Below are 22,174 nucleotides of genomic sequence, written 5' to 3' on the forward strand. Positions count from 1 at the left end.
TCAGTTGGTCGCGAAGGTGAAGGCGTCGGCGAAGAACTCTTCTTCCGGCAGGGCGCACTTCTCGATGAAGTCACGCCGGGCGGCATCGATCATGACCGGCGAGCCGCAGGCATAGACCTGGTAGCCCGAGAGATCCGGGAAGTCGGTGACGACCGCCTGATGCACGAAGCCGGTGCGACCGTTCCAGGCATCATCGGCCGCCGGTTCCGAGAGGACCGGCACGTACTTGATGTGCGGATGTTCGGCCGCCCATTTCTCCGGCAGCGCATGCATGTAGAGGTCGGCCCTGGCCTTGGCGCCCCAATAGATGTGCAGCGGGCGTTCCGACTGGTCGGCGATGGCCTTTTCGACGATCGCCTTGAGCGGCGCGAAACCGGTACCGCCGGCGAGCAGGACGACCGGCTTCTTCGAGTCCTGGCGCAGGAAAAAGCCGCCCTGCGGCCCTTCGAAGCGCAGGATGTCGCGCACCTTGAGGCTGTTGAATACCTGTTCCGTGAACAGGCCGCCCGGCACCAGGCGGATGTGCAGTTCGATGATGCCGTCGCTGCGCGGCGCGTTGGCCAGCGAATAGCTGCGTCGCTTGCCGTCCTTCAACAGGAAGTCGATGTACTGGCCGGCGAGGAACTGGAACTGCTCGCTGCCCGGCAGACGCAGGTGCATGTCGATGACGTCGGGCGCTAGGCGCTCGAGCTTCTCGATGCGGGCCGGCAGGATCTTGATCGGGAAATCGTTGGCCGAGCTCATCTGCTTGCATTCGATGACCAGGTCGCTCTTGGCCGTGGCGCAGCAATACAGGGTCAGGCCGGCGGCCTTGTCGGCATCGCTGAGCGCGTGCGCCTGTGACTTGCCGTGGTCGACGCTGCCTTCGACGACCTTGCCCTTGCAGGCACCACAGGCGCCGTCCTTGCAGCCGTAAGGCATGGTCAGGCCCTGGCGCAGAGCGGCTTCGAGCAGGGTTTCATCGGGTTCGGCGGCAAACTGGCGGCCGCTCGGCTGGACGGTAATCTGGTGGCTCATCGGTTCCCCTTGTTGGTCGGCTACAATGCAGCCGTGCAAAAAATACTGATCGTCGGCAGCGGAGACATTGCCCGCCGCATTCTTTCCCGCCTTGCTCACCGCAGTTGCGTCCATGCCTTGTTGCGCGATCCCGGTCGTGCCGCCGAATGGCGCCTGGCCGGTGCCCGGCCGGTGCTGGCCGATCTCGACCAGCCGGCCAGCCTGCAGCGCCTGGCCGGTCTGGCCGATAGCGTGCTGCATCTCGCACCGCCGCCCGGCGAAGGCCTCCACGACTCGCGCACCCGGCATTTGCTGGCTGCCTTGAGCAAGGGCAAAAGTCTACCACGCCGCCTGATCTACGTTAGTACGACCGGGGTGTACGGTGATTGCGGTGGCGAGATCATCGACGAAACGCGTCGCCTGCAGCCGGAAAGCAGCCGTGCCGCGCGTCGCGTTGACGCCGAGCGCTGCCTGCGCACCTGGGGGCGGCAGAACGGCGTGAGCGTTTCCATCCTGCGCGCACCGGGCATCTACGCCGCCGATCGCCTGCCGTTCGAGCGCCTGAAAAAGGGCCTGCCGGCGCTGTGTACCGCTGACGACGTGTATACCAACCATATTCACGCCGAGGATCTGGCCAGTGCCTGTGTTGCCGCGCTGCGCCACGGCCGGGCCAATCGCGCCTACAATGTCGTTGATGATTCCGACCTGAAAATGGCCGACTATTTTGATCGGGTGGCGGATGCTTTTGCCCTGTCCCGGCCGCCGCGCCTGAGTCGTGGCGAAGCCGCCCGCCAGCTTTCACCGGTGCAGATGTCCTTCATGCGCGAATCGCGCCGGATCGGCAATCGGCGAATCAAAGAAGAATTCAAACTGCGCCTCGCGTACCCGACAGTTGATGCCGGGATAGCAGAGGCGCTCGCAAGGAGAAACGCATGTTGATCGTCAAGGCCCTGCATATATCGCTGGTCGTCGCCTGGTTTGCCGGCTTGTTCTACCTGCCGCGCATTTTCGTGAATCTGGCCATGGTGCCGGACGACAGTCCGGCCGAGCGCGACCGCCTGCTGCTGATGGCCGGCAAGCTGTTCAAGTTCATGACGCCGCTCGGCATCCTCGCCGTGCTGCTCGGTCTGTGGTTGTGGTTCGCCTATAATTTTTCCGGTGGCTGGCTGCATGCCAAGACTTTCCTGGTCGCCCTGCTGGTCGTCTATCACGTGCATTGCGGCATGACGCTCAAGGCTTTCCGCCTCGGGCGCAATACCCGCAGCCACGTCTGGTTCCGCTTTTATAACGAAATGCCCGTGCTCGTGCTGTTTGCCGTGGTCTTTCTTGCCGTCCTGAAGCCTTTCTGATGAACAAATATTTCGCAATTTGCCCGCGCGGCCTCGAAGAACTGCTGCTTGAAGAACTGCGCGCCGTCGGCGGCGAGGATCTGCACGCCATTCATGGTGGTGTCTTCTTCTCCGGCGAGTGGAGCGTCTGCTACCGGGCCAATCTCGAATCGCGCCTGGCGACACGCATCCTCAAACATGTGGTCAAGGGGCCGTACGCCAGCGAAGAGGACATCTACCGCCTCGCCGTGCGTCAGCTGTGGCCGAATCATTTCGCGGTGACCCGCACCATGCGCGTCGTCACCACGGCGATCAAATGCCCGCTCAAGTCGCTCGATTTCGTCACCCTGCGCGTCAAGGATGCTGTCTGCGACCGCTTCCGCGAGGACAAGGGCGAGCGGCCGAACATCGATACCCGGCATCCCGATGTCAGCGTGCATGTCTTCCTGACCGAGAACGAATGCACGCTGTATCTCGATACTTCCGGTCAACCGCTGTGGCAGCGCGGTTTCCGCAAGGCCAGCGTGGAAGCGCCGCTGAAGGAGAATCTCGCGGCCGGCATCCTGAAAATGACCGGCTGGCAGCCCGGCATGGCCCTGGTCGATCCGATGTGCGGTAGCGGCACCTTCCTGCTCGAAGCCGTGCAGATGGCCCTTGATCGCGCGCCCGGCCTGGATCGCGGTTTTGCCTTCGAGCTGTTGTCGAGCTTCGAGGCGATGAACTGGGCCAACATCCGGCAAGCCGCGATGGCGCGGGTCAAACCGGTCGAGCCGATGGACATCCGTGGCTACGACATCGACGAAACCGCCGTGCGTGCCACCCGGCGCAATCTGCAGGAAGCCGGTTTCGCCAATGCCGTGACGGTCGACCGTGCCGATATCCTGGAAACCCAGCCGCTCACCGAGAACGGCATCATGGTGACCAATCCGCCCTACGGCGAGCGGATCGGTGAACAGGACGAGCTGGCCTGTCTGTACCCGCAACTCGGTTCGGCGCTGAAAAAGCACTGGGCCGGCTGGAACTGTTTCTTCTTCACCGCCGACCTGCGTTTGCCCAAGCTGGTCGGTCTGCGCCCCAGCCGCAAGACGCCGCTGTTCAACGGGCCGCTCGAATGTCGCCTGTTCGAAATCCGCATGGTGGCCGGCAGCAACCGCAAACCGGCGTGAGAGGAATGCCTTGGGCATCGATTTTTTTTGATCCTGGTCAGTCTTCTGGTCTGGCCAATGTGCGAGCATCCGTTTTTTTGAAAACAATACTTGGAGGAGAAAGCAATGTCTGTTCAGGCCCTATACCAACAAAAACGCATGTCGGCCGCCGATGCCATTCGTGTCGTCAAGAATGGCGATACCATCGTCGTGCCGACCGCGGTCGGCGAGCCGCCGTCCTTGCTGACGGCATTGTCCGAAGCACGTCGCGATTTCCGCGATGTCACCGTGTCGCAGATCCTGCCTGTACGCAAGTACGCCTATTTCGATCCGGAAACCGTTGAAAACATCCGCCACACCGCCTACTTCTTCAGCGGTGCCTCGCGCCAGGGCGGCCAGGAGGGCTGGATCGACTTCATTCCGGCCTATTTTTCGGAACTGCCGTCGCTGATCAGCAACAACCTGAGCCCGGCCGATGTCGTGTTCACGATGGTTTCGCCGATGGACGAGCACGGCTATTTCTCGTTGTCGCTGGCCCCGGACTACACCATGGCGGCGATCGCCAAGGCGCGCGCCGTGGTCCTCGAAGTCAATCCGAACGTGCCCTTTGCCAACGGCAATTGCCACATCCACATTTCGCAGGTTGCGGCGCTCACCGAGAGCAATGACCCCATCCTCGAGGTCGGTCTGCCCAAGATCGGTCCGGTCCAGCAGGCCATCGGCAAATACGTCGCCGACATGATCCCGGATGGTGCCACGCTGCAGATCGGTTACGGCGGCATTCCCGATGCGGTGGTGATGCAGCTGACCCACAAGCACAATCTCGGCATTCATACCGAAATGGTCGGCGATGGCATCATGAGCCTGGTCGAGGCTGGCGTGGTTGATAACAGCAAGAAGAACTACGGACGTGGCAAGATCCTCGCCACCTTTGCCCTCGGTTCGAAGAAGCTGTATCAGTTCATGGACCGCAACCCGGCCCTCGAAATGCATCCGGTCGACTTCACCAACGACCCGTATCTGGCTGGTCAGAACGACAACCTGCACGCCATCAACGCGACCATGCAGATCGACTTCATGGGCCAGTGCGGCTCGGAAAGCCTCGGTTCGGCACCGTATTCCGGTACCGGCGGCCAGGCTGACTTCGTGCGCGCAGCGAATCGTTCGAATGGCGGCAAATCCTTCATTGTCCTGCCGTCGACCGCCAAGGACGACACCATCTCGCGCATCGTGCCGACCCTGTCGACCGGCACGCACGTGACGACCAGCAAGAACGACATCAACTATGTCGTCACCGAGTTCGGTGTCGCCCAGTTGCGCGGCAAGACCGCCAAGCAGCGCACCGAAGCCCTGATCGGCATTGCCCATCCGGACTTCCGTGGTGAACTGCGCGAGGCGGCCAAGAAGATGAAGCTGCTCTGAGATCGGGGAGGTCCGCATGATTCTGCAACGCCGCTTTTCCGACCAGGAACTCGAGCAGATCATCGAGGAGGCGACCATCTACATGTGCGCCTGTCCCGGTCAGGTGGCGGTGCAGCTGCGGACCTTGCGCGAGCTGTTCCGTTACCAGGGCAAGTGCGAGATCGAGCCCGGCAACGATGTGGCCGTGCATCAGGCGATCGCTGCCGCGACCATCAAGGCCTATGCGGTGATGGAAGATTGCCTCGATCAGGTGCTTGAGCTTGAAGGCTGGGACCGGGCAACGCTGCAAATGCCCGAGGGCTTGCGCCGCAAGCGTGCGGAAATGCTCGATCGCGACGACTGAGCGGTCTGCCGGTGCAAGCCGCCGGCCATTACATACTGTTGCAATTGAATACGCCCGATCTGCCGATAATTCGCTATCTTGAAAGCGTGATTACGGAAGATCGGGTGTACCCATGAAATTACTGAAATCCCTGTTGTTGCTGGCGCTTCTGGTCATGGCCGGAGCGGGCAGTGCCTGGGCGCATGGCAGTCGTGTCGGCGTTTATGTCGGCCCTTACTGGGGTTATCCATCGCCCTGGTTCTATCCCCCTTATTACCGGCAGGAAGTGATTGTCGTGCAGCCGGCGCCGCCGCCGGAACCGACCGTCTATATCGAGAAGCAGGAAAGCGTTGTGTCCGAGCCGGCCCCGGCGCCAGCCCAGCAATACTGGTATTACTGCGCGGCCAGGAAGGGCTATTACCCCTATGTCAAGGAATGTCCTGGCGGTTGGCAGAAGGTTCTGCCGCAACCGGAAAAGTGAGCAAAGCATGAATATGCAGAAAAAATCCATGATGCGACTTTTGCCGCTGGCCGGTTTCCTGGCGCTCGGTGCCTGCACCGTCATGCCGACCGGGCCGAGTGTGATGGCCCTGCCCGGTAGCGGGCAGTCGATTGAGCGCTTCCGTGCGGATGATGTCTATTGCCGCCAGTTTGCGCATACCCAGATCGGTGGCAAAACGGCCGAAGAAGCGTCGCAGAAGTCGGCCGTGACCAGTGCTGCGGTCGGAACGGCAGTCGGTGCGCTGGCCGGTGTGGCGATCGGTGGTGATTCACGTGGTGCGGCGATTGGTGCCGGTACCGGGCTGCTGCTCGGTACTGCAGTAGGTACCGACGCGGCGCGGGCTTCCGGTGTCGGTACCCAGCGCCAGTACGACAATGCCTACGTGCAGTGCATGTATGCGCAGGGACATCGCGTCCCGGTGCCGGCCAGCATGGCGACGCCGCGTGCCGTTGCGGCGCCCGCAACGGCTGTACGCGCCGACGATGCCGGCATTCCGCCGCCTCCGCCGGGTTTGCCCCCGCCGCCGCCAACCCGATAGGTCGGCGCTTGCCGGCGTTTGCTCAGGCGACGCCGGCGCTGTGCGCCTGCTGGTCCGCCCAGTAGCTGGAGCGGACCATCGGAGCGCAGGCGGCACCGGTAAAGCCCATCTTTTTCGCTTCTTCCTCGTACATCTTGAAGGTGTCGGGATGCACGTAGCGTGACACCGGCAGATGATGGCCGGACGGCGCCAGATACTGGCCGATGGTCAGCATTTCGACGTCGTGGGCGCGCAGGTCGCGCATGACTTCGAGAATTTCCTCATCGGTTTCGCCGAGACCGACCATCAGGCCCGACTTGGTGGATACCTTCGGGTAGCGCGCCTTGAACTGCTTGAGGAAATCCAGCGAGTGCTGGTAGTCGGCGCCCGGACGTGATTGCTTGTAGAGACGGGGTATCGTTTCCATGTTGTGGTTGAGCACGTCGGGCAGGGCGCCGCCGAGCACGTCGAGCGCCACGTCCATGCGACCGCGGAAATCCGGCACCAGGGTTTCGATGGTCGTGGTCGGTGACAGTTCGCGGGTGTGACGGATGACATCGACGAAGTGCTGGGCGCCACCGTCGCGCAGGTCGTCACGGTCGACGCTGGTAATCACGACATATTTGAGTTTCAGGGTCGCCACCGATTCGGCCAGTTCGCGCGGCTCATCCGGGTTGGGCGGCAGCGGTTGACCGTGGCCGACGTCGCAAAACGGGCAGCGCCGCGTGCAGATGTCGCCGAGGATCATGAAGGTCGCCGTGCCGCGGCCGAAGCATTCGCCGATGTTCGGGCAGGTCGCTTCCTCGCAGACGGTGTGCAGCTTCTTCTCGCGCAACATGGTCTTGATCTCGCCGAAGCGGCCGGCGCTGTTGCCGGCCTTGACGCGGATCCAGTCGGGTTTGCGCAGCGCTTCGGCAACCGGCACGATCTTGATCGGAATGCGCGCCGTCTTGAGTTCGCCCTTTTGCTTGACGCCCTTTTGCTTGGCGCTGCCCTTGATCTCGTTTTCAGCCATGTTGTCTTTCCAGTTGCAGCAGCAGTTGCTGCGAGAGTTGCTCGCCCGCCTCGCCGGCGGTGAGCGGAATGTTCAGGTCCCTGGTCTGCACGATCTGCAGGCCGGGGTAGCCGCAGGGATTGATCGCGTCGAAGGGCGTCAGGTCCATGTCCACATTGAGCGAAACGCCGTGGTAGGAACAGCCGTTGCGGATGCGCAGTCCGAGCGCGGCGACCTTGGCGGCGCCGACATAGACGCCGGGCGCACCATCGTGCCGTTCGGCCGTGACGCCGTAGTTGCCGAGCAGGTCAATGACCGCCTGTTCGATGGCTGTGACCAGTTCGCGTACCTTGATTTTCAGGCGCGCCAGATCGAGCAGCAGGTAGATTACGACCTGGCCGGGGCCATGGTAGGTGACCTGACCGCCGCGGTCGATCCGGACCAGCGGAATGCCGACGTCGCGCAGGATGTGTTCCGGCTTGCCGGCCTGACCCAGGGTGTAGACCGGCGGGTGTTCGACGATCCACAGCTCGTCCGGCGTTGCGGCCGTACGGCTGGCGGTGAACGCCTGCATGGCCTGGAAGGTCGGCTCATAGTCGACCCGACCCAGGTATTTGACGGTGGGGGTCACGGCGGCTTAGAGGACGACCTTGATCAGCGGATGGCCGCTCAGGTCGGTGTACAGCGCGTCGAGCTGCGGCTTCGAGGTGGCGATCACGGTGCAGGTCAGGCTGATGTAGTTGCCGCCGGAGCTGGCGCGCATTTCCATGCTTGCCCCGTCGAAATCGGGGGCGTGCTGGGTGACGATGCTCAGTACCACCTGGGAAAGCTCGTCGTGCGCCTTGCCCATGATCTTCAGGGGAAACTCGCAGGGAAATTCGAGTAGGGTGTCCTTGTAGGATGCCATGTCAGCCTTTACGCATTACCGTGTTCTTGAAGTCCTGATACCACTGCCACATCTGTTCGCCGTACGGGCCGGGTCGGCCGGCATTTTTGCCATGTCCGACCGGTTGACCGTCCAGCGTCGTGATCGCCAGGATTTCCTTGGTCGATGAGGTCATCCAGACCTCGTCGGCGGCGCGAAGTTCAGTTTCGCTGATCTCGCGCACTTCCAGCGCCTGCCCATGTTGGGCTGCGAGTTCGAGGATCACGTCGTAGGTGATGCCGGGCAGCATCAGCTGCGTCTTGGGCGGCGCGAGCAGCACGCCGTCCCTGACCACGAAAATGTTCGAGGCGGCGCCTTCCTTGAGCCAGCCGTCGCGCAGCAGCAGCGCTTCGGCACAGCCCTGTTCGACCGCCTGCTGGCGGGCCAGCACATTGGCGAGCAGCGAGATGACCTTGAGATCGCAGCGGCTCCAGCGCAGGTCGGGCACCGTGATCGCGGCAACGCCTTTGGCCCTGAGCTCGGCCGGCGTGGTGAGCAGCGGCGAGGCGAAGGCAAAGGCGGTCGGCGCGACAGTGGCCGGCGGGAAGGCGTGGTCGCGCTTGTCGTCGGCGCCGCGCGTTACCTGCAGGTAGATCGACTGGTCATCCCAGGGTGCGCTGGCGATCAGCTTGAAAATGACCTCTTTCCAGGCGTCGACCGCTAGCGGATTGGTCAGCTTGATGCCGTCCAGCGTCGCCTGCAGGCGCTTGAGGTGTTCATCGATGCGAAAGGCGCGCCGGGAATAGACCGGAATGACTTCATAAACCCCGTCGCCGTACAGGAAACCGCGGTCGAGCGGCGAGATGCCCGCCGCAGCAAGCGGCAGGAACTGGCCATTCAGGTAAACCGGGTCGGCAACGTAAGGGGTCATGGGGTCAGTTGAACCAGAGGCGGATGGTGTCGAGGATACGGATGAAGATGTTGCCGATTTCGATTTTTTCAAGAGCGACAACCGGATATTCGCCATACGGCTTGCCGTCGACGCTGACTTTCAGCGTGCCCAGCTTCTGGCCCAGTTCGATCGGTGCAATCAGACGCGGCTCGGCGACGAAGTCGGACTTCACCGATTCGGCATAGCCCTTGGGCACGGCAATCGTCATGTCGTTGGTGAAACCGGCCTTGACCTGGCTTTGCTGCCCCTTCCAGACGCGCAGCGCGGCGACCGGCTGCTCTTTCGTGAACAGCGTCACGGCATCGTAAGAGAGGAAGCCCCAGTTGAGCAGCTTGAGCGACTCCGTGGCGCGCGCCGAGTCCGAAGCCGTGCCGAGCACGACCGAGAGCAGGCGGCGCTTGTCGCGCAGGGCCGAGGAAATCAGGCAGTAGCCGGCAGCATCGGTATGGCCGGTCTTGACGCCATCGACGCTGGGGTCGATGAAGAGCAGGCGGTTGCGGTTCGGTTGGGTGATGCCGTTGTAGGTGAATTCCTTCATCGAGTAATACTTCTTGTATTCCTCGGGGAAATCGCGGATCAGGGCGCCGGCCAGCAGCGAAAGGTCGCGCGCCGTGGTGTAGTGCTCGGGATCGGGCAGGCCGGTCGAGTTGCGGAAGCTGGAGGACTTCATGCCCAGGCGTTGTGCTTCGCGGTTCATCATCTGCGCGAAGTTCTCTTCGCTGCCGGCGATGGCTTCAGCCAGCGTGACGCAGGCGTCGTTGCCGGATTGCACGATCATGCCCTTGATCAGGTCTTCGACCGGAACTTGCGTATCGACCCGCACGAACATCTTGGAACCGCCGGTACGCCAGGCCTTTTCGGAAACCGGCAGGGGCTGGGTGAGGGCGATGGTCTTCTTGTGGATGGCCGAGAAGGTCAGGTAGGCCGTCATCAGCTTGGTCAGCGAGGCGGGTTCGAGGCGCTCGTCGGGCTTCTCGGCGGTCAACATCTGGCCGGAGCCCATTTCCAGTAGCAGCCACGATTTGGCGGCCAGGGCGGGAGGCACGGGTTGTTGCTGGGCGAGCGCCGAGCCGGAACAAACGAGGCTCAGGGCAAGGACAAGAATATTGCGAAACAGCGGCATGGTTTTTTTGCTTTGTTTTACGTTGGGGGCGGAAATTATACCCCCGGCGTCGCGGCGCTCAGTGGCGAGGCGGCACAGAGAACCTCGATCGCCGGATGGCGGATGCGGCGTTCGTTGGAGATTGCATAGATCTGTTCGCTGACTGCCTCCATTGCGCCGAGCGGGCGGGCGTTGAAAGAGGCTTCGATCTGGTCGGCGAGAACCAGCGGTGCCGGAAAAATGCCCAGGCCACCGCGGCCGAAGGTGTTGAGCAGGGCGCTGTCCTCGAATTCGCCAACGATTTTGGGGCGGATGCCGATGCTCTCCAGCCAGCGGTCGATGCGGCCGCGCAGTGCATTGTGGCGGGTGGGCAGCAGCATCGGCGCACCGTCGAGGCTGTTGGGAAAACCCGGTGCGTAGCGGTCGACCAGTTCCGGAATGGCAAAAAGCCCGGTCGCGAAATCGCCGAGGCGGGTGCTGAAAACTTTCAGGTTGCCACCGACCGGTGCGGCGCGATCGGTCAGCACGACATCGAGGCGATGCAGGGCGAGGTCGGCGAGCAGGGTTTCGAACTCGCCCTCGTCGCAAACCAGGCGGATATCGACCGGCATGCTGGTCACCGAACTGAGCAGCCGATAGGCAAGCAGCTTGGGTATGCCATCGGTGATGCCGGCGCGCAGACGCAGCGTCGACTCGCTGTCGGAATTGCGTACCGCCTCGCTCAAGGCATCGCCCAGCTGGAAAATCTGGTCGGCGTAACCGAGCGCCAGGCGCCCGGCGTCGCTCAGGACGAGGCCGCGTCCCTGGCTGTTGAACAGCGCCTTGCCGAGCTGGCGCTCAAGCAGCGACAATTGCCCACTGATCGTCTGGACGGCAACGCCAAGGCGCTCGGCGGCGCGCGTGATGCTGCCTTCCTGGGCGACGACCCAGAAGTAATGAAGATGTTTGTAGTTGAGCATAGAAATTCGTTCTGCAGAAAAAACCGAAGTGTTTATCAATTTTGCTCCGGTTTTTTGGTTTTGTGCAACGCAATAGAATGCGCCCCTCAGTTTATTTTCGGGAGTTCACCATGAAACGTGTTCTGCTCTTCCTTGCCACCAACTTCGCCGTGATGCTGGTGCTCAGCCTGGTTACCAGCCTGCTCGGCGTCAATCGCTTCCTGACCGCCAACGGTCTCAATCTCGGCATGCTGCTTGTGTTTGCGGGTGTGATTGGCTTTGGCGGCGCCTTCATTTCTCTGCTGATGTCGAAAAGCATGGCCAAGTGGAGTACCGGTGCCCGCGTCATCGAAGCACCGTCTTCCTCGACCGAGGTCTGGCTGGTCGACACCGTTGCGCGTCTTGCCGAGCGGGCCGGCCTGCCGATGCCGGAAGTCGCCATCTATGACGGCGAGCCGAACGCCTTCGCAACCGGCGCCACGAAGAACAGCTCCCTGGTCGCCGTATCGACCGGCTTGCTGCAGGGCATGACGCGCGAGGAAGTCGAAGCGGTGCTGGCGCATGAGGTCGCCCACATTGCCAATGGCGACATGGTGACGCTGACCCTGATCCAGGGCGTGGTCAATACCTTCGTCGTCTTCCTGTCGCGTGTCGTCGGCTACGCGGTCGACTCTTTCCTGCGCCGCAATGACGAGCAAAGCAGCGGCCCGGGCATTGGCTACATGGTGACCAGCATGATCTGCGAAGTGGTATTTGGCCTGCTCGCGAGCATCATCGTCGCCTGGTTCTCGCGTCAGCGGGAGTTCCGCGCCGATGCCGGTGCTGCGCAACTGCTGCGCTCGCCGCTGCCGATGCAGAACGCATTGCGTCGCCTGGGCAACATGCATACCGAACCCCTGCCGCAGAGCATGGCCGCATCCGGCATTGCCGGCGGTCAGGGCTGGATGGCGCTGTTTTCCAGCCATCCGCCGCTGGAAGAACGTATTGCTGCGCTGGGAGGTCGTTAAGCGCCGCGCCTTGATGGCATGCGGATTGCTAAACAAAACCCATGATGCAATTTAAAAAAATACTGATTCTGACTTGCGGGCTGAGTGCAACGCTGGCTTTTGCCCAGCCCGAATATGACCTGAGTCAGCTTGAGACGCTGGCCATGGAGTCGAGCCGCTCGATCATGGCGGCACGTGACCAGGTGACGGCGGCGCGCTATGCGGTGGACAGTGCCAGTGCCTTTCCCAATCCCGAACTTGAATATCTGGGTGGGACGGCACGGGCGCGTAGCCCGGGTGGCAACACCGGCGATGCGCGCAGTGTCAGCCTGACCCAGCCGCTCGACATGCCCTGGAAACGCGCGGCACGGATCGATACCGCGCTGGCCAGCCTGGAAGTGACAACCGCCGGTAACCGGGCATTCGAGGCCGATCTGCTGGCCCGTTTGCGCAGCCGCTATTTCGAATTGCTGCGTCGCCAGGCTGAGTTATTGAATGCCCGGGAAGATGCCAAGTTGATGGAGGATGTGCGCTCGCGCATCGCCAAGCGGGTTGAAGTCGGCGAAGCGCCACGCTTCGAATTGATCAAGGCTGATGCGGAAGCACTCAATGCGCTAAAGACCTCGCAGGCTGCGGCCTTCCGCGTGCAGCAAGCGCGTTCGCTGTTGCGTCAGATGGTTGGTGCTGCCTTGCCTGAAGATTTTGCGGTCAGCGGCAGCTTGCGCAATGTGCCGGCCTTGTTGCCGCTCGAAGGTTTGCAGAAGCAACTGACGGATTCCAGCCCCGATCTGGCGCGTGCGCGCGCCGAAATGGTGCGTGCCCAGCGCCAGCTTGATCTGGAGCGTGGCCAACGCTGGCCGAATCTTGCCCTCAAGGCGAGTTACGACGAAGACCCCGACATGCGCACCTCGAAGTTCGGTGTCGTGGTCTCCATTCCGATCTGGGATCGGCGTAGCGGTCCGGTCGGTGAAGCGGCCGCGCAGCTGTCCCGCGCCCGCAACGAGCTGGAGGCGCAGCAGTTCGCGCTGGCCCAGACGCTGGAAGTCGCCGTGCAGCAATACGAAATTGCCCAGACCCAGGTGACCGCCCTGGAGTCCGGTATCGTCCGTCAGGCCGAGGCGGCACTGAAAGTTGCCGAAGCCGCCTATCGTTTTGGCGAACGGGGTTTCATCGAAGTGCTGGATGCGCAACGCGTATTTCGCGCCGCGCGGGCTGAGCTGATTGCCGCGCGGTTTGAACTGGCCGCGGCCTGGGTCGAAATCGAAAGACTGCGGGCATTGCCCGGGGGAAGCAAGGAATGAAAAAAGCACTTCTGGTGATGTTGACCGCTGCGCTGCTGGCAGGTTGCAACAAGGAAAATGGCAAGTCCGTGGCGGCTCCGCCGGCTGATCCGGCCCTGGTTACGCCGGGCCAGGAATTGCTGGGTCAGCTCAAGCTGGCCGATGTGAGCAAGCAACCGGTCGCGGAGACCTTGCGGGTTGCCGGTCAGATCGGTTTTGACGAGCAACGCCTGGCGCGTATTGGCGCGACCATTACCGGCCGCGTTACCGACATCGATGCCCTGCTCGGCCAGTCGGTCAAGAAGGGCGATGTGCTGGCCAGTCTGAACAGCAGTGAGCTGTCCAGCCAGCAACTGGCTTATCTCAAGGCGCGTGCCCAGCTTGAACTGAACCGGCGCAATGCCGAGCGGGCCAAGGCCTTGTTCGAGGCCGACGTGATCGGCGCCGCTGAATTGCAGCGCCGCGAGAGCGAACATCAGATCTCGGTCGCCGAAACGCGGGCAGCAGCCGACCAGTTGCAGTTGCTTGGTGTGTCACCGGCTGCGATCGAGCGCCTCGGCAAGCAGGGGGCGGTCAATTCCGTGACGCCGGTGGTGGCGACCCTGAGTGGTGTCGTCGTCGAGCGCAAGCTGGCCCAGGGCCAGGTAGTGCAGCCGGCCGACGCATTGTTCGTGGTGGCGGATCTGTCGCGCTTGTGGGCAGTCGCCCAGGTGCCGGAACAGCAGGTCAGCCAGGTCAAGGAAGGGCAGGCGGTGAGTATCGAGGTGCCGGCCCTGGGGCATGAAAAACTGGTCGGCAAGCTGATCTACGTCGGCCAGACCATCGATCCGGAAACCCGTACGGTGCTGGTGCGGACCGAGCTGGATAACCGTGCCGGTCGTCTCAAGCCGGCCATGCTGGCTTCGATGCTGATCGAGGCGAAGCCGGTCGAGCGTCTGGTTGTGCCGGCCAGTGCCGTGGTCCGCGAAAGCGACGAAGACCATGTCTTTGTCGCCGAGGGTGATGGCGTGTTCCGCTTGCTCAAGGTCAAGCTGGGTGTCGAGCAGGGCGGGCAGCGCGTCGTCCTTTCCGGCCTCAAGGGGCAGGAAAAGATTGTCGTCGAAGGCGCTTTCCACCTGAATAACGAACGCAATCGCAAGGAAATGGAGGGCTCGTGATCGAATCACTGGTTCGTGCGGCGCTCAAGCAGCGCCTGATTGTCGCGGTGATTGCGGTCATCCTGCTGTTTTTCGGGCTGGATGCGGCGCGCAAGCTGTCCGTGGATGCCTTCCCCGATGTCACCAATATCCAGGTCCAGATCGCGACCGAGGCGCCGGGACGTCCGCCGGAAGAAGTCGAGCGTTTCGCCACCGTGCCGCTGGAAGTCGCGATGACCGGCTTGCCCGGTCTCGAGGAAATGCGCTCGCTGAACAAGCCGGGCCTGTCGCTGATCACGCTCGTCTTCAATGACAAGACCGACGTCTATTTCGCTCGCCAATTGGTCATGGAGCGTCTGCTCGAAGTCGGCTCGCGCTTGCCGGAAGGCATCACGCCGGTGCTCGGGCCGGTGTCCACCGGTTTGGGCGAGGTCTATCAATACACCTTGGAACGCCCGGATGACGGCGATCGTACTCTGAGCCAGGAGGAGCTGATGCAGCGCCGGACTGCCCAGGACTGGGTGGTCCGTCCGCTGTTGCGTTCGATTCCCGGCGTCGCCGAAATCAACTCGCAGGGCGGTTTTGCCAAGCAGTATCAGGTACTGGTCAATCCCGACAAGTTGCGTCACTTTGGGCTGTCGGTCGGCGATGTTTATCAGGCGGTCGGCCGCAACAACGCCAATGCCGGCGGCGGCGTGCTGCCGCAATATGCCGAGCAGTACCTGATCCGCGGTGTCGGTCTGGTGCGCGATCTGGAAGATCTGCGCGCCATCGTGCTCAAGGAAAAGGACGGTGTGCCGGTCTATGTCCGCGACGTCGCGGAGGTGCAGATCGGCCACGAAGTCCGCCAGGGCGCCGTGATCAAGAACGGCACGACGGAAGCGGTCGGCGGCGTGGTGATGATGATTGCCGGCGGCAACGCCAAGGCTGTGGTCAGCAAGATCAAGGAGCGGGTCAACGAGATCAACGCCAAGGGCATGCTGCCGGATGGCCTGAAAATCGTTGCCTATTACGATCGCTCCGAATTGGTCGATGCGGCGCTGTGGACCGTCACGAAGGTGCTGCTTGAAGGCGTTGTGCTGGTCATTGTCGTGCTCTTCCTCTTCCTCGGCGATGTGCGTTCCTCGTTGATCGTTGTCGCGACGCTGGTCCTGACGCCGTTGCTGACCTTCTTTGCGATGAACAAGCTTGGTATTTCGGCCAACCTGATGTCGCTCGGCGGTCTGGCGATCGCCATCGGTCTGATGGTCGACGGCTCGGTGGTGGTCGTCGAGAACGCCTTCCTGCAACTCGGGCGCCAGGCCAAGACCGGCGAAAGCCAGTTGCGGGTGATCCTGCGCGCCGTCGTCGAAGTGGCGACGCCGGTCATCTTCGGGGTCGGCATCATCATCCTCGTTTTCCTGCCGCTGATGACCCTGCAGGGCATGGAAGGCAAGATGTTCGCGCCGCTCGCCTACACCATCGCCATCGCACTGGCCATTTCGCTGGCCCTGTCGATGACACTGACGCCGGTGATGTCGACCTACCTGCTGAAGCCGCCGGCGCATGATGGCGATCACGATACGCGCCTGATCCAGATCATGAAGCAGCGTTATCTCAAGATGCTGCACTGGGCGCTGGGTAACGAGAAGAAGACGGTGGCCGCTGCGGTCGGGGCGTTTGCGCTGACCGTCGCCGTGCTGCCTTTCCTCGGAACCGCCTTCATTCCGGAAATGAAGGAAGGCTCGGTGGTGCCCGGCATCAATCGCGTGCCGAACATCTCGCTTGAAGAATCGATCAAGATGGAAATGGAGGCGATGCGCCTGGTCATGCAGGTGCCCGGCGTCAAGTCGGCGGTTTCCGGGGTCGGGCGCGGCGAGTCGCCGGCCGATCCGCAGGGGCCGAACGAATCGACGCCGATCGTCAGCCTCAAGCCGCGCAGCGAATGGCCTTCGGGCTGGACCCAGGACGACATCCAGGATGCCATGCGCGACAAGCTCAAGGCGCTGCCCGGTGTGCAGGTGGTGATGGCGCAGCCGATTTCCGACCGCGTTGATGAGATGGTCACCGGCGTGCGTTCCGATATTGCCGTCAAGGTTTTCGGCGACGATCTCGATCAGCTGAAAAAGCTCGCCGGCCAGATCGGCAAGGTCGCGCAGACCCTGCAAGGTGCGCAGGATCTGCGCATCGAGCGGATCAGCGGTCAACAGTATCTTTCGGTCGAAATTGACCGGCAGGCGATTGCCCGTCTCGGCCTCAATGTCTCCGACGTCAACGACGTGCTGGAAACGGCGATCGGCGGCAAGGAAGCAACCGAAATCTTCGAGGGCGAACGGCGTTTCCCGGGGGTCGTGCGCTTGCCGGAAAGCTTCCGCAACAATGTCGAGGCGATCTCGAATGTCCTGATCACCTCGCGCAACGGCGCCCAGGTGCGCCTGACCGACGTCGCCAGGATCAGCGTTGTGGACGGTCCGGCGCAGATTTCGCGTGAGCTGGGCAAGCGCCGCATCGTGGTTGGCGTCAATGTCAAGGATCGCGACCTCGGCAGTTTCGTTGCCGAGTTGCAGCAGAAGGTCGAGCATCAGATCAAGCTGCCGGAAGGCTATTACCTCGAGTGGGGCGGCCAGTTCCAGAACATGGAGCGGGCGCTCGGTCACCTGATGGTGATCATCCCGATCACCATCGCGGCGATCTTCTTCCTGCTCTTCCTGCTCTTCAATTCGCTGCGCTTTGCCACGCTGATCATCACCGTGCTGCCTTTCGCCTCGATCGGCGGCATCATCGGCCTGTTCGTCAGTCGCGAATACCTGTCGGTGCCGGCTTCGGTGGGCTTCATCGCGCTGTGGGGCATCGCCGTGCTGAACGGCGTCGTGCTCGTCTCCTACATTCGCGGCTTGCGCGAAGAAGGGCGCAGCGTGCGCGATGCCGTGGTCGAAGGGGCTACCTTGCGTTTCCGGCCGGTCATGATGACGGCGACGGTCGCCATGCTCGGCCTGATTCCCTTCCTGTTCTCGAGCGGGCCGGGTTCGGAAGTGCAACGTCCGCTGGCCATCGTGGTCATCGGCGGGCTGATAACATCGACCTTGCTGACGCTGGTGGTCCTGCCGACCATCTATCGCTGGTTTGATGAAGAGAAGGTCGAAGCATGAGAGAGGGGAAGCGATGAAAGAGATCAAGGCGGTGATCCGCCCCAACAAACTGGCGGCCTTGCGTGATGCATTGATTGTCCTGCCGGGTTTTCCCGGCATGACGGTGAGCAAGGTCGAGGGCTGCAGCGCGCCCAGTCGGCATGTCGCGCGCAACAAGATCAAGGACGAACTGACCGATTACACGCCCAAGGTGCGTATCGAGATTGTCGCGCCCGACGAGGTTGCCGAGGATATTTTCCGGCGTATTACCGAGGTTGCCCAGACCGGGCATTACGGCGATGGTCTGGTATGGATGGTTGAAGTCGAGCGTGCCGCCTTCATCTTCAAGACCATGCCGGGTAGCCCGGAGCTTTAGGCGATCAGCGGTCGCCGGGCAAAATCCGGCGGCCGTGATTTTCGGTCTTTTTCAGACGTCGACCGCTGCGATCGCGGTTTCGAGCTGATGCAGCAAATCCTGCATCGTCTGGCGCAGTTGCGGCTGGTCGAGATCGCCGGTGCCATCCTGGCCGGGAATCGTTCGCTCGATCTGGCGGGCCAGATGCACGATGCCAAAAAGCTCCAGATGCTCGGCCTGCTGTGCGATTTCATCGGCTTCGAGCTTGAGGGCGTAGGCATCCGGCGGCAAGGCGGCGAGTGCGTCATGCATGCGCTCGAGGCGTTCGCTGGCTTCGCCGACGAACAGGCGGTCAAGCACCGGAGAGCGCTGGTTGCCGCTGGCCGAAGGCGCCATGCTGCTCTCAAGGCGCTGTGCGAAATGCCGGGCGCGTTCGGCAAACAGCACGTGTTCAAGTCCGCCTTCTTCCGCCAGGCATTCGATGGTAGCGGTCAATGCTGCGATCAGGCGTGGCGCCGGGTTGCCTTCCTCCAGCAGATCGCTCGCACTGGCCAGCGCTTCGCCGAGATGCAGGCAATCGGCATCGGCGGTTTCCAGGGCAATGCCGTAGAGGGCGAAAATGGCCGGCCGGGTGTCGTCGACCGTCTGGCCGTGGCGTTCCGACCAGGCGATGGACAGGCGGCAGGCGGCGGCGACCCAGCGCTGGTTGAGCTTCTCGTCGAAGCGCAAGGGCCGCGGCTTGGCCACCCAGGGCAGGATCGCGGCTGCCGCTTCCAGGGTCGGCGCCAGCGCCGCCCGGGAATCCTCGAGGTCGTCCTCGGGGAGCTCGTCGTTCATGTGTTGCTTATTGCGCAGCCAGTTTGGCGAAGGCCGAAACGACTTCCGGCGGTGCCTGGACCAGTTCGATCAGGACGCCTTCGCCGCCGATCGGGAATTCCTCGTTGCCCTTCGGGTGCAGGAAGGTGATGTCGAAACCGGCGGCGCCCTTGCGGATGCCGCCCGGTGCGAAACGCACACCGTTGGCGGAGAGCCATTCGACGGCCTTGGGCAGGTCATCGATCCACAGGCCAACGTGATTGAGCGGGGTGGCGTGTACGGCCGGCTTCTTTTCCGGATCGAGCGGCTGCATCAGGTCGACTTCGACCTTGAACGGGCCGGTGCCCATGGCGCAGATGTCTTCATCAACGTTCTCGCGCTCGGAGACGAAGGTGCTGGTGATTTCCAGGCCGAACTTTTCGACCCACAGGGTGCGCAGTTTTTCCTTGGACGGACCGCCAATGGCGATTTGCTGGATGCCGAGAACCTTGAAGGGACGTGTCATGACTCGATTCCTGTCTGTATGGATAACGTAATCCATAATTATAAAGTCTTCGCCGGCGAGCGGAAGTGCCGTTTCAGGTCCGTTTCCGGTAGGCCAGGACGAGCAGCAGGATGCCGACGGCGATCATCGGCAGCGACAGCCACTGGCCCATGCTGATCGTGTAGGACTGCCCGAAAATGCCGGCATCCGGTTCGCGGAAGTATTCGGTGATGAAGCGGAAACAGCCGTAGCCAACCAGCCCTGCACCGGTCAACGCGCCGCGCGGGCGGTTTTTGCCGGCGTAGAGCCAGAGGATGAGAAACAGGGCAATCCCTTCAAGGCCGACATGATAGAGCTGCGACGGATGGCGTGGCTGCAGGTCGCCGGCCTGCGGGAAGACCATCGCCCAGGGCAGGTTGGCGTCGGCAACGCGGCCCCACAGTTCGCCATTGATGAAGTTGCCGACGCGCCCGGCGGCCAGGCCAAGCGGCACCAGCGGGGCGACAAAGTCGGTGACGGCGAGCCAGTTCAGGTTCTGCTTTTTCGCCCACAGGCCGAGCGCGATGACGACGCCAAGGAAGCCGCCGTGGAAACTCATGCCGCCTTTCCAGACGGCAATGATCTCGAGCGGATGCGAGAAGTAATAGCCCGGTTCGTAAAACAGCACCTGGCCGAGTCGACCGCCCAGAATGACGCCGAGCATGCCGTAAAACAGCAGGTCGTCGAGTTGTTCGGCGCTCATGATCGACGGTCGGGTTTTGATCCGGTAACGCCCGAGCAGGATGAACTGGGCGAAGGCAAGCAGGTACATCAGGCCATACCAGCGGATCGGCAAGGGGCCGAGCCAGATGGCGACGGGGTCGAACTGGGGGTGGATAAGCATCGGGGGCGCAGAGTGGGCTAGAATTAGCCGATTATAGTTCGCGCCTTTTGTTACACGACTTCGGGCGCCATGTTTCAGATGGAGATTCCCATGCCGCAATACCGCTCACGTACTTCCACCCACGGTCGCAACATGGCTGGTGCCCGCTCTCTGTGGCGCGCTACCGGCATGAAGGATGGCGATTTCGGCAAGCCGATCATTGCCGTGGTCAACAGTTTCACCCAGTTCGTGCCGGGTCATGTGCATCTGAAGGACATGGGCCAACTGGTGGCGCGCGAGATCGAAGCGGCCGGCGGTGTTGCCAAGGAATTCAACACCATCGCCATCGACGACGGCATCGCCATGGGCCACAGTGGCATGCTCTACTCGCTGCCCAGTCGCGACCTGATTGCCGACTCCGTTGAGTACATGGTCAATGCGCACTGTGCCGATGCCATGGTCTGCATCTCCAACTGCGACAAGATCACCCCGGGCATGCTGATGGCCGCGATGCGCCTCAACATCCCGGTCATCTTCGTTTCCGGCGGGCCGATGGAGGCTGGCAAGGTCACGCTGCAGGGGCAGGTTGTCCATCTCGATCTGGTCGATGCCATGGTCAAGGCGGCCGATCACTCGGTTTCCCAGTCCGACCTCGATGAGATCGAACGTTCGGCTTGTCCGACCTGCGGCTCCTGTTCCGGCATGTTCACCGCCAATTCGATGAATTGCCTGACCGAGGCCTTTGGTCTGAGTCTGCCTGGCAATGGCACGGTGGTCGCCACGCATGCAGACCGCAAGCAACTTTTCCTGCGTGCTGGTCGCCAGATCGTCGAACTGTGCAAGCGCTACTACGAACAGGATGACACCTCGGTGCTGCCGCGCTCAATCGCCACCAAGGCTGCTTTTGAAAATGCGATGACGCTGGACGTTGCGATGGGTGGCTCGACCAATACCGTGCTGCACATCCTGGCTACGGCCCAGGAGGCCGGCGTTGACTTCACGATGGCCGACATCGACCGCATTTCGCGGGCAGTGCCCTGTCTGTGCAAGGTTGCACCGATGACCGACAAGTACCATATCGAGGATGTGCATCGTGCCGGCGGCATCATGGGCATTCTTGGTGAGCTGGATCGGGCGGGTCTGATCACGCGCGATGTGCCGACCGTGCATACCAAGAATATCGGTGAAGCCATTGATCGTTGGGATGTGGTGCGCGAACACGACGTGAAGGTGCATGAGTTTTTCAAGGCTTCGCCGGGGGGTGTGCCGACGCAGGTCGCCTTCTCGCAGGATCGCCGCTTCAATGAGCTTGATCTGGATCGTACCCATGGCTGTATCCGCAACAAGGCCAATGCCTTCTCGCAGGAGGGCGGCCTGGCTGTGCTTTACGGCAACATTGCACTCGACGGTTGTATCGTCAAGACGGCAGGTGTCGATGAGTCGATCTGGAAATTCAGTGGCCGTGCCCGTGTTTTCGAAAGTCAGGATGCAGCGGTCGACGCCATTCTGGGCGAGAAAATCGTCGCCGGCGACGTGGTCGTGATCCGCTACGAAGGCCCGAAGGGCGGCCCGGGCATGCAGGAAATGCTCTATCCGACTTCCTATCTGAAGTCGATGGGCCTCGGCAAGGCTTGCGCACTGCTCACCGATGGCCGTTTCTCCGGTGGTACTTCTGGTCTGTCGATCGGTCACGCCTCGCCGGAAGCGGCCGATGGTGGTGCGATCGGCTTGGTGGAAGAGGGCGATACGATAGAAATCGATATCCCGAATCGTCGCATTCATCTTGCCGTGTCCGAGGCTGATCTGGCAAAGCGTCGGGCAGCAATGGAGGCGCTTGGTGATGCTGCCTGGAAGCCGGTTGAGCGTGAGCGCGTTGTTTCTGCTGCCTTGCAGGCATATGCGCTGATGGCGACCTCTGCCGACAAGGGGGCGGTGCGTGACATCAAGCAGATTCAGCGTCGCAAGTAACATGCAGGGGTTCTTGACCGGCATTGTCTTTGTTTTGCCGGTCAACGCTGTGTAACATGCTGCGTTAAATGTCTGTGACCAGAAAAGACCGATGCTG

At 62.2% G+C, this 22,174-nt stretch carries 23 protein-coding genes; 13 read left to right on the forward strand and 10 right to left on the reverse strand.

Annotation, left to right across the window (positions count from 1 at the left end; genetic code table 11):
* Positions 1-1,017, reverse strand: a complete 1,017-nt coding sequence (locus KI612_RS01405; RefSeq protein ID WP_226442067.1) for a CDP-6-deoxy-delta-3,4-glucoseen reductase — start codon at positions 1,015-1,017, stop codon at positions 1-3.
* A gap of 33 nt (positions 1,018-1,050) precedes the next feature.
* Between KI612_RS01405 and KI612_RS01410 the strand changes: the two genes are divergently transcribed.
* The 7 genes from KI612_RS01410 to KI612_RS01440 all read left to right on the forward strand — a co-directional run bounded on the left by KI612_RS01410 (position 1,051) and on the right by KI612_RS01440 (position 6,253).
* A complete protein-coding gene (locus KI612_RS01410) occupies positions 1,051-1,935 on the forward strand; it encodes an SDR family oxidoreductase (RefSeq protein WP_226444094.1) in 885 nt (294 codons plus the stop codon).
* Positions 1,929-2,345, forward strand: a complete 417-nt coding sequence (locus KI612_RS01415) for a CopD family protein (RefSeq protein ID WP_226442068.1) — start codon at positions 1,929-1,931, stop codon at positions 2,343-2,345. Before KI612_RS01410 ends, KI612_RS01415 begins: the two co-directional genes overlap by 7 nt.
* The gene (locus KI612_RS01420) at positions 2,342-3,490 is read left to right on the forward strand and encodes a THUMP domain-containing class I SAM-dependent RNA methyltransferase (protein ID WP_226444096.1); all 1,149 of its coding nucleotides are present in this window, start codon (positions 2,342-2,344) and stop codon (positions 3,488-3,490) included. Before KI612_RS01415 ends, KI612_RS01420 begins: the two co-directional genes overlap by 4 nt.
* Positions 3,491-3,595: 105 nt before the next feature.
* Positions 3,596-4,891, forward strand: a complete 1,296-nt coding sequence (locus tag KI612_RS01425) for an acetyl-CoA hydrolase/transferase family protein (RefSeq protein WP_226442069.1) — start codon at positions 3,596-3,598, stop codon at positions 4,889-4,891.
* A gap of 16 nt (positions 4,892-4,907) precedes the next feature.
* A complete protein-coding gene (locus KI612_RS01430) occupies positions 4,908-5,234 on the forward strand; it encodes a hypothetical protein (RefSeq protein WP_226442070.1) in 327 nt (108 codons plus the stop codon).
* A 112-nt stretch (positions 5,235-5,346) separates the two neighbouring features.
* Positions 5,347-5,694: a hypothetical protein gene (locus tag KI612_RS01435; protein WP_226442071.1), complete on the forward strand. Its 348-nt coding sequence runs from the start codon at positions 5,347-5,349 to the stop codon at positions 5,692-5,694.
* Positions 5,695-5,722: 28 nt separating this feature from the next.
* Positions 5,723-6,253: a glycine zipper family protein gene (locus tag KI612_RS01440; protein ID WP_226442072.1), complete on the forward strand. Its 531-nt coding sequence runs from the start codon at positions 5,723-5,725 to the stop codon at positions 6,251-6,253.
* Positions 6,254-6,275: 22 nt separating this feature from the next.
* On the opposite strand, the gene lipA is transcribed toward KI612_RS01440, so the two are convergent.
* From lipA to KI612_RS01470, 6 genes are read right to left on the reverse strand one after another with little or no spacing between them, the layout of a single operon-like run.
* Positions 6,276-7,247, reverse strand: coding sequence for a lipoyl synthase (lipA, locus tag KI612_RS01445; protein ID WP_226442073.1), 972 nt, complete (start codon positions 7,245-7,247; stop codon positions 6,276-6,278).
* Positions 7,240-7,857, reverse strand: coding sequence for a lipoyl(octanoyl) transferase LipB (gene lipB, locus KI612_RS01450; RefSeq protein WP_226442074.1), 618 nt, complete (start codon positions 7,855-7,857; stop codon positions 7,240-7,242). Before lipB ends, lipA begins: the two co-directional genes overlap by 8 nt.
* Before the next feature lie 6 nt (positions 7,858-7,863).
* Entirely contained in the window at positions 7,864-8,133 is a 270-nt protein-coding gene (locus tag KI612_RS01455) for an HP0495 family protein (RefSeq protein ID WP_226442075.1), read from the reverse strand.
* Position 8,134: 1 nt separating this feature from the next.
* Positions 8,135-9,022, reverse strand: coding sequence for a D-amino acid aminotransferase (locus tag KI612_RS01460; protein WP_226442076.1), 888 nt, complete (start codon positions 9,020-9,022; stop codon positions 8,135-8,137).
* Between the two features lie 4 nt (positions 9,023-9,026).
* Complete coding sequence (locus tag KI612_RS01465) at positions 9,027-10,166, reverse strand: D-alanyl-D-alanine carboxypeptidase family protein (protein WP_226442077.1); 1,140 nt, start codon at positions 10,164-10,166, stop codon at positions 9,027-9,029.
* Between the two features lie 35 nt (positions 10,167-10,201).
* On the reverse strand, positions 10,202-11,104 hold the full coding sequence (locus tag KI612_RS01470; protein WP_319002974.1) for a LysR family transcriptional regulator: 903 nt from the start codon (positions 11,102-11,104) through the stop codon (positions 10,202-10,204).
* 110 nt (positions 11,105-11,214) lie between these two features.
* On the opposite strand from KI612_RS01470, the gene htpX reads away from it, so the two are divergent.
* From htpX to KI612_RS01495, 5 genes are read left to right on the forward strand one after another with little or no spacing between them, the layout of a single operon-like run.
* Entirely contained in the window at positions 11,215-12,090 is an 876-nt protein-coding gene (gene htpX, locus KI612_RS01475; RefSeq protein ID WP_226442078.1) for a protease HtpX, read from the forward strand.
* Positions 12,091-12,131: 41 nt separating this feature from the next.
* Positions 12,132-13,370 (forward strand): TolC family protein, encoded by a 1,239-nt coding sequence (locus tag KI612_RS01480; RefSeq protein ID WP_226442079.1) that lies wholly within the window; start codon positions 12,132-12,134, stop codon positions 13,368-13,370.
* Complete coding sequence (locus KI612_RS01485; protein ID WP_226442080.1) at positions 13,367-14,506, forward strand: efflux RND transporter periplasmic adaptor subunit; 1,140 nt, start codon at positions 13,367-13,369, stop codon at positions 14,504-14,506. The genes KI612_RS01480 and KI612_RS01485 overlap by 4 nt, the downstream gene beginning before the upstream one ends.
* Complete coding sequence (locus KI612_RS01490; RefSeq protein WP_226442081.1) at positions 14,503-17,613, forward strand: efflux RND transporter permease subunit; 3,111 nt, start codon at positions 14,503-14,505, stop codon at positions 17,611-17,613. The genes KI612_RS01485 and KI612_RS01490 overlap by 4 nt, the downstream gene beginning before the upstream one ends.
* Before the next feature lie 13 nt (positions 17,614-17,626).
* Positions 17,627-17,968: a P-II family nitrogen regulator gene (locus KI612_RS01495; protein WP_226442082.1), complete on the forward strand. Its 342-nt coding sequence runs from the start codon at positions 17,627-17,629 to the stop codon at positions 17,966-17,968.
* Positions 17,969-18,019: 51 nt separating this feature from the next.
* Here the strand turns inward: KI612_RS01495 and KI612_RS01500 are convergent, their stop codons facing one another.
* From KI612_RS01500 to lgt, 3 genes are all read right to left on the reverse strand, one after another.
* The gene (locus KI612_RS01500; RefSeq protein ID WP_226442083.1) at positions 18,020-18,784 is read right to left on the reverse strand and encodes a hypothetical protein; all 765 of its coding nucleotides are present in this window, start codon (positions 18,782-18,784) and stop codon (positions 18,020-18,022) included.
* A gap of 7 nt (positions 18,785-18,791) precedes the next feature.
* Positions 18,792-19,268 (reverse strand): VOC family protein, encoded by a 477-nt coding sequence (locus KI612_RS01505; RefSeq protein ID WP_226442084.1) that lies wholly within the window; start codon positions 19,266-19,268, stop codon positions 18,792-18,794.
* A gap of 73 nt (positions 19,269-19,341) precedes the next feature.
* Complete coding sequence (gene lgt / locus KI612_RS01510; RefSeq protein WP_226442085.1) at positions 19,342-20,130, reverse strand: prolipoprotein diacylglyceryl transferase; 789 nt, start codon at positions 20,128-20,130, stop codon at positions 19,342-19,344.
* Between the two features lie 90 nt (positions 20,131-20,220).
* Here lgt and ilvD point away from each other — a divergent pair, with 90 nt between their 5' ends.
* Positions 20,221-22,077: a dihydroxy-acid dehydratase gene (gene ilvD, locus KI612_RS01515; protein ID WP_226442086.1), complete on the forward strand. Its 1,857-nt coding sequence runs from the start codon at positions 20,221-20,223 to the stop codon at positions 22,075-22,077.
* Positions 22,078-22,174 lie beyond the last annotated feature (97 nt).

This window comes from Quatrionicoccus australiensis, from assembly GCF_020510525.1.
GTDB lineage: Bacteria > Pseudomonadota > Gammaproteobacteria > Burkholderiales > Rhodocyclaceae > Azonexus > Azonexus australiensis_B.

Excerpts from the sequence above, each read along its gene's own strand:
- KI612_RS01470 (WP_319002974.1), bottom strand. The coding sequence starts at position 11,104 with ATGCTCAACTACAAACATCTTCATTACTTCTGGGTCGTCGCCCAGGAA.
- KI612_RS01500 (WP_226442083.1), bottom strand. The coding sequence starts at position 18,784 with ATGAACGACGAGCTCCCCGAGGACGACCTCGAGGATTCCCGGGCGGCG.
- KI612_RS01465 (WP_226442077.1), bottom strand. The coding sequence starts at position 10,166 with ATGCCGCTGTTTCGCAATATTCTTGTCCTTGCCCTGAGCCTCGTTTGT.
- KI612_RS01460 (WP_226442076.1), bottom strand. The coding sequence starts at position 9,022 with ATGACCCCTTACGTTGCCGACCCGGTTTACCTGAATGGCCAGTTCCTG.
- KI612_RS01455 (WP_226442075.1), bottom strand. The coding sequence starts at position 8,133 with ATGGCATCCTACAAGGACACCCTACTCGAATTTCCCTGCGAGTTTCCC.
- lipA (WP_226442073.1), bottom strand. The coding sequence starts at position 7,247 with ATGGCTGAAAACGAGATCAAGGGCAGCGCCAAGCAAAAGGGCGTCAAG.
- KI612_RS01425 (WP_226442069.1), top strand. The coding sequence starts at position 3,596 with ATGTCTGTTCAGGCCCTATACCAACAAAAACGCATGTCGGCCGCCGAT.
- KI612_RS01480 (WP_226442079.1), top strand. The coding sequence starts at position 12,132 with ATGATGCAATTTAAAAAAATACTGATTCTGACTTGCGGGCTGAGTGCA.
- KI612_RS01440 (WP_226442072.1), top strand. The coding sequence starts at position 5,723 with ATGATGCGACTTTTGCCGCTGGCCGGTTTCCTGGCGCTCGGTGCCTGC.
- ilvD (WP_226442086.1), top strand. The coding sequence starts at position 20,221 with ATGCCGCAATACCGCTCACGTACTTCCACCCACGGTCGCAACATGGCT.
- KI612_RS01430 (WP_226442070.1), top strand. The coding sequence starts at position 4,908 with ATGATTCTGCAACGCCGCTTTTCCGACCAGGAACTCGAGCAGATCATC.
- KI612_RS01415 (WP_226442068.1), top strand. The coding sequence starts at position 1,929 with ATGTTGATCGTCAAGGCCCTGCATATATCGCTGGTCGTCGCCTGGTTT.
- KI612_RS01435 (WP_226442071.1), top strand. The coding sequence starts at position 5,347 with ATGAAATTACTGAAATCCCTGTTGTTGCTGGCGCTTCTGGTCATGGCC.
- htpX (WP_226442078.1), top strand. The coding sequence starts at position 11,215 with ATGAAACGTGTTCTGCTCTTCCTTGCCACCAACTTCGCCGTGATGCTG.
- KI612_RS01405 (WP_226442067.1), bottom strand. The coding sequence starts at position 1,017 with ATGAGCCACCAGATTACCGTCCAGCCGAGCGGCCGCCAGTTTGCCGCC.
- KI612_RS01505 (WP_226442084.1), bottom strand. The coding sequence starts at position 19,268 with ATGACACGTCCCTTCAAGGTTCTCGGCATCCAGCAAATCGCCATTGGC.
- lgt (WP_226442085.1), bottom strand. The coding sequence starts at position 20,130 with ATGCTTATCCACCCCCAGTTCGACCCCGTCGCCATCTGGCTCGGCCCC.
- KI612_RS01485 (WP_226442080.1), top strand. The coding sequence starts at position 13,367 with ATGAAAAAAGCACTTCTGGTGATGTTGACCGCTGCGCTGCTGGCAGGT.
- KI612_RS01495 (WP_226442082.1), top strand. The coding sequence starts at position 17,627 with ATGAAAGAGATCAAGGCGGTGATCCGCCCCAACAAACTGGCGGCCTTG.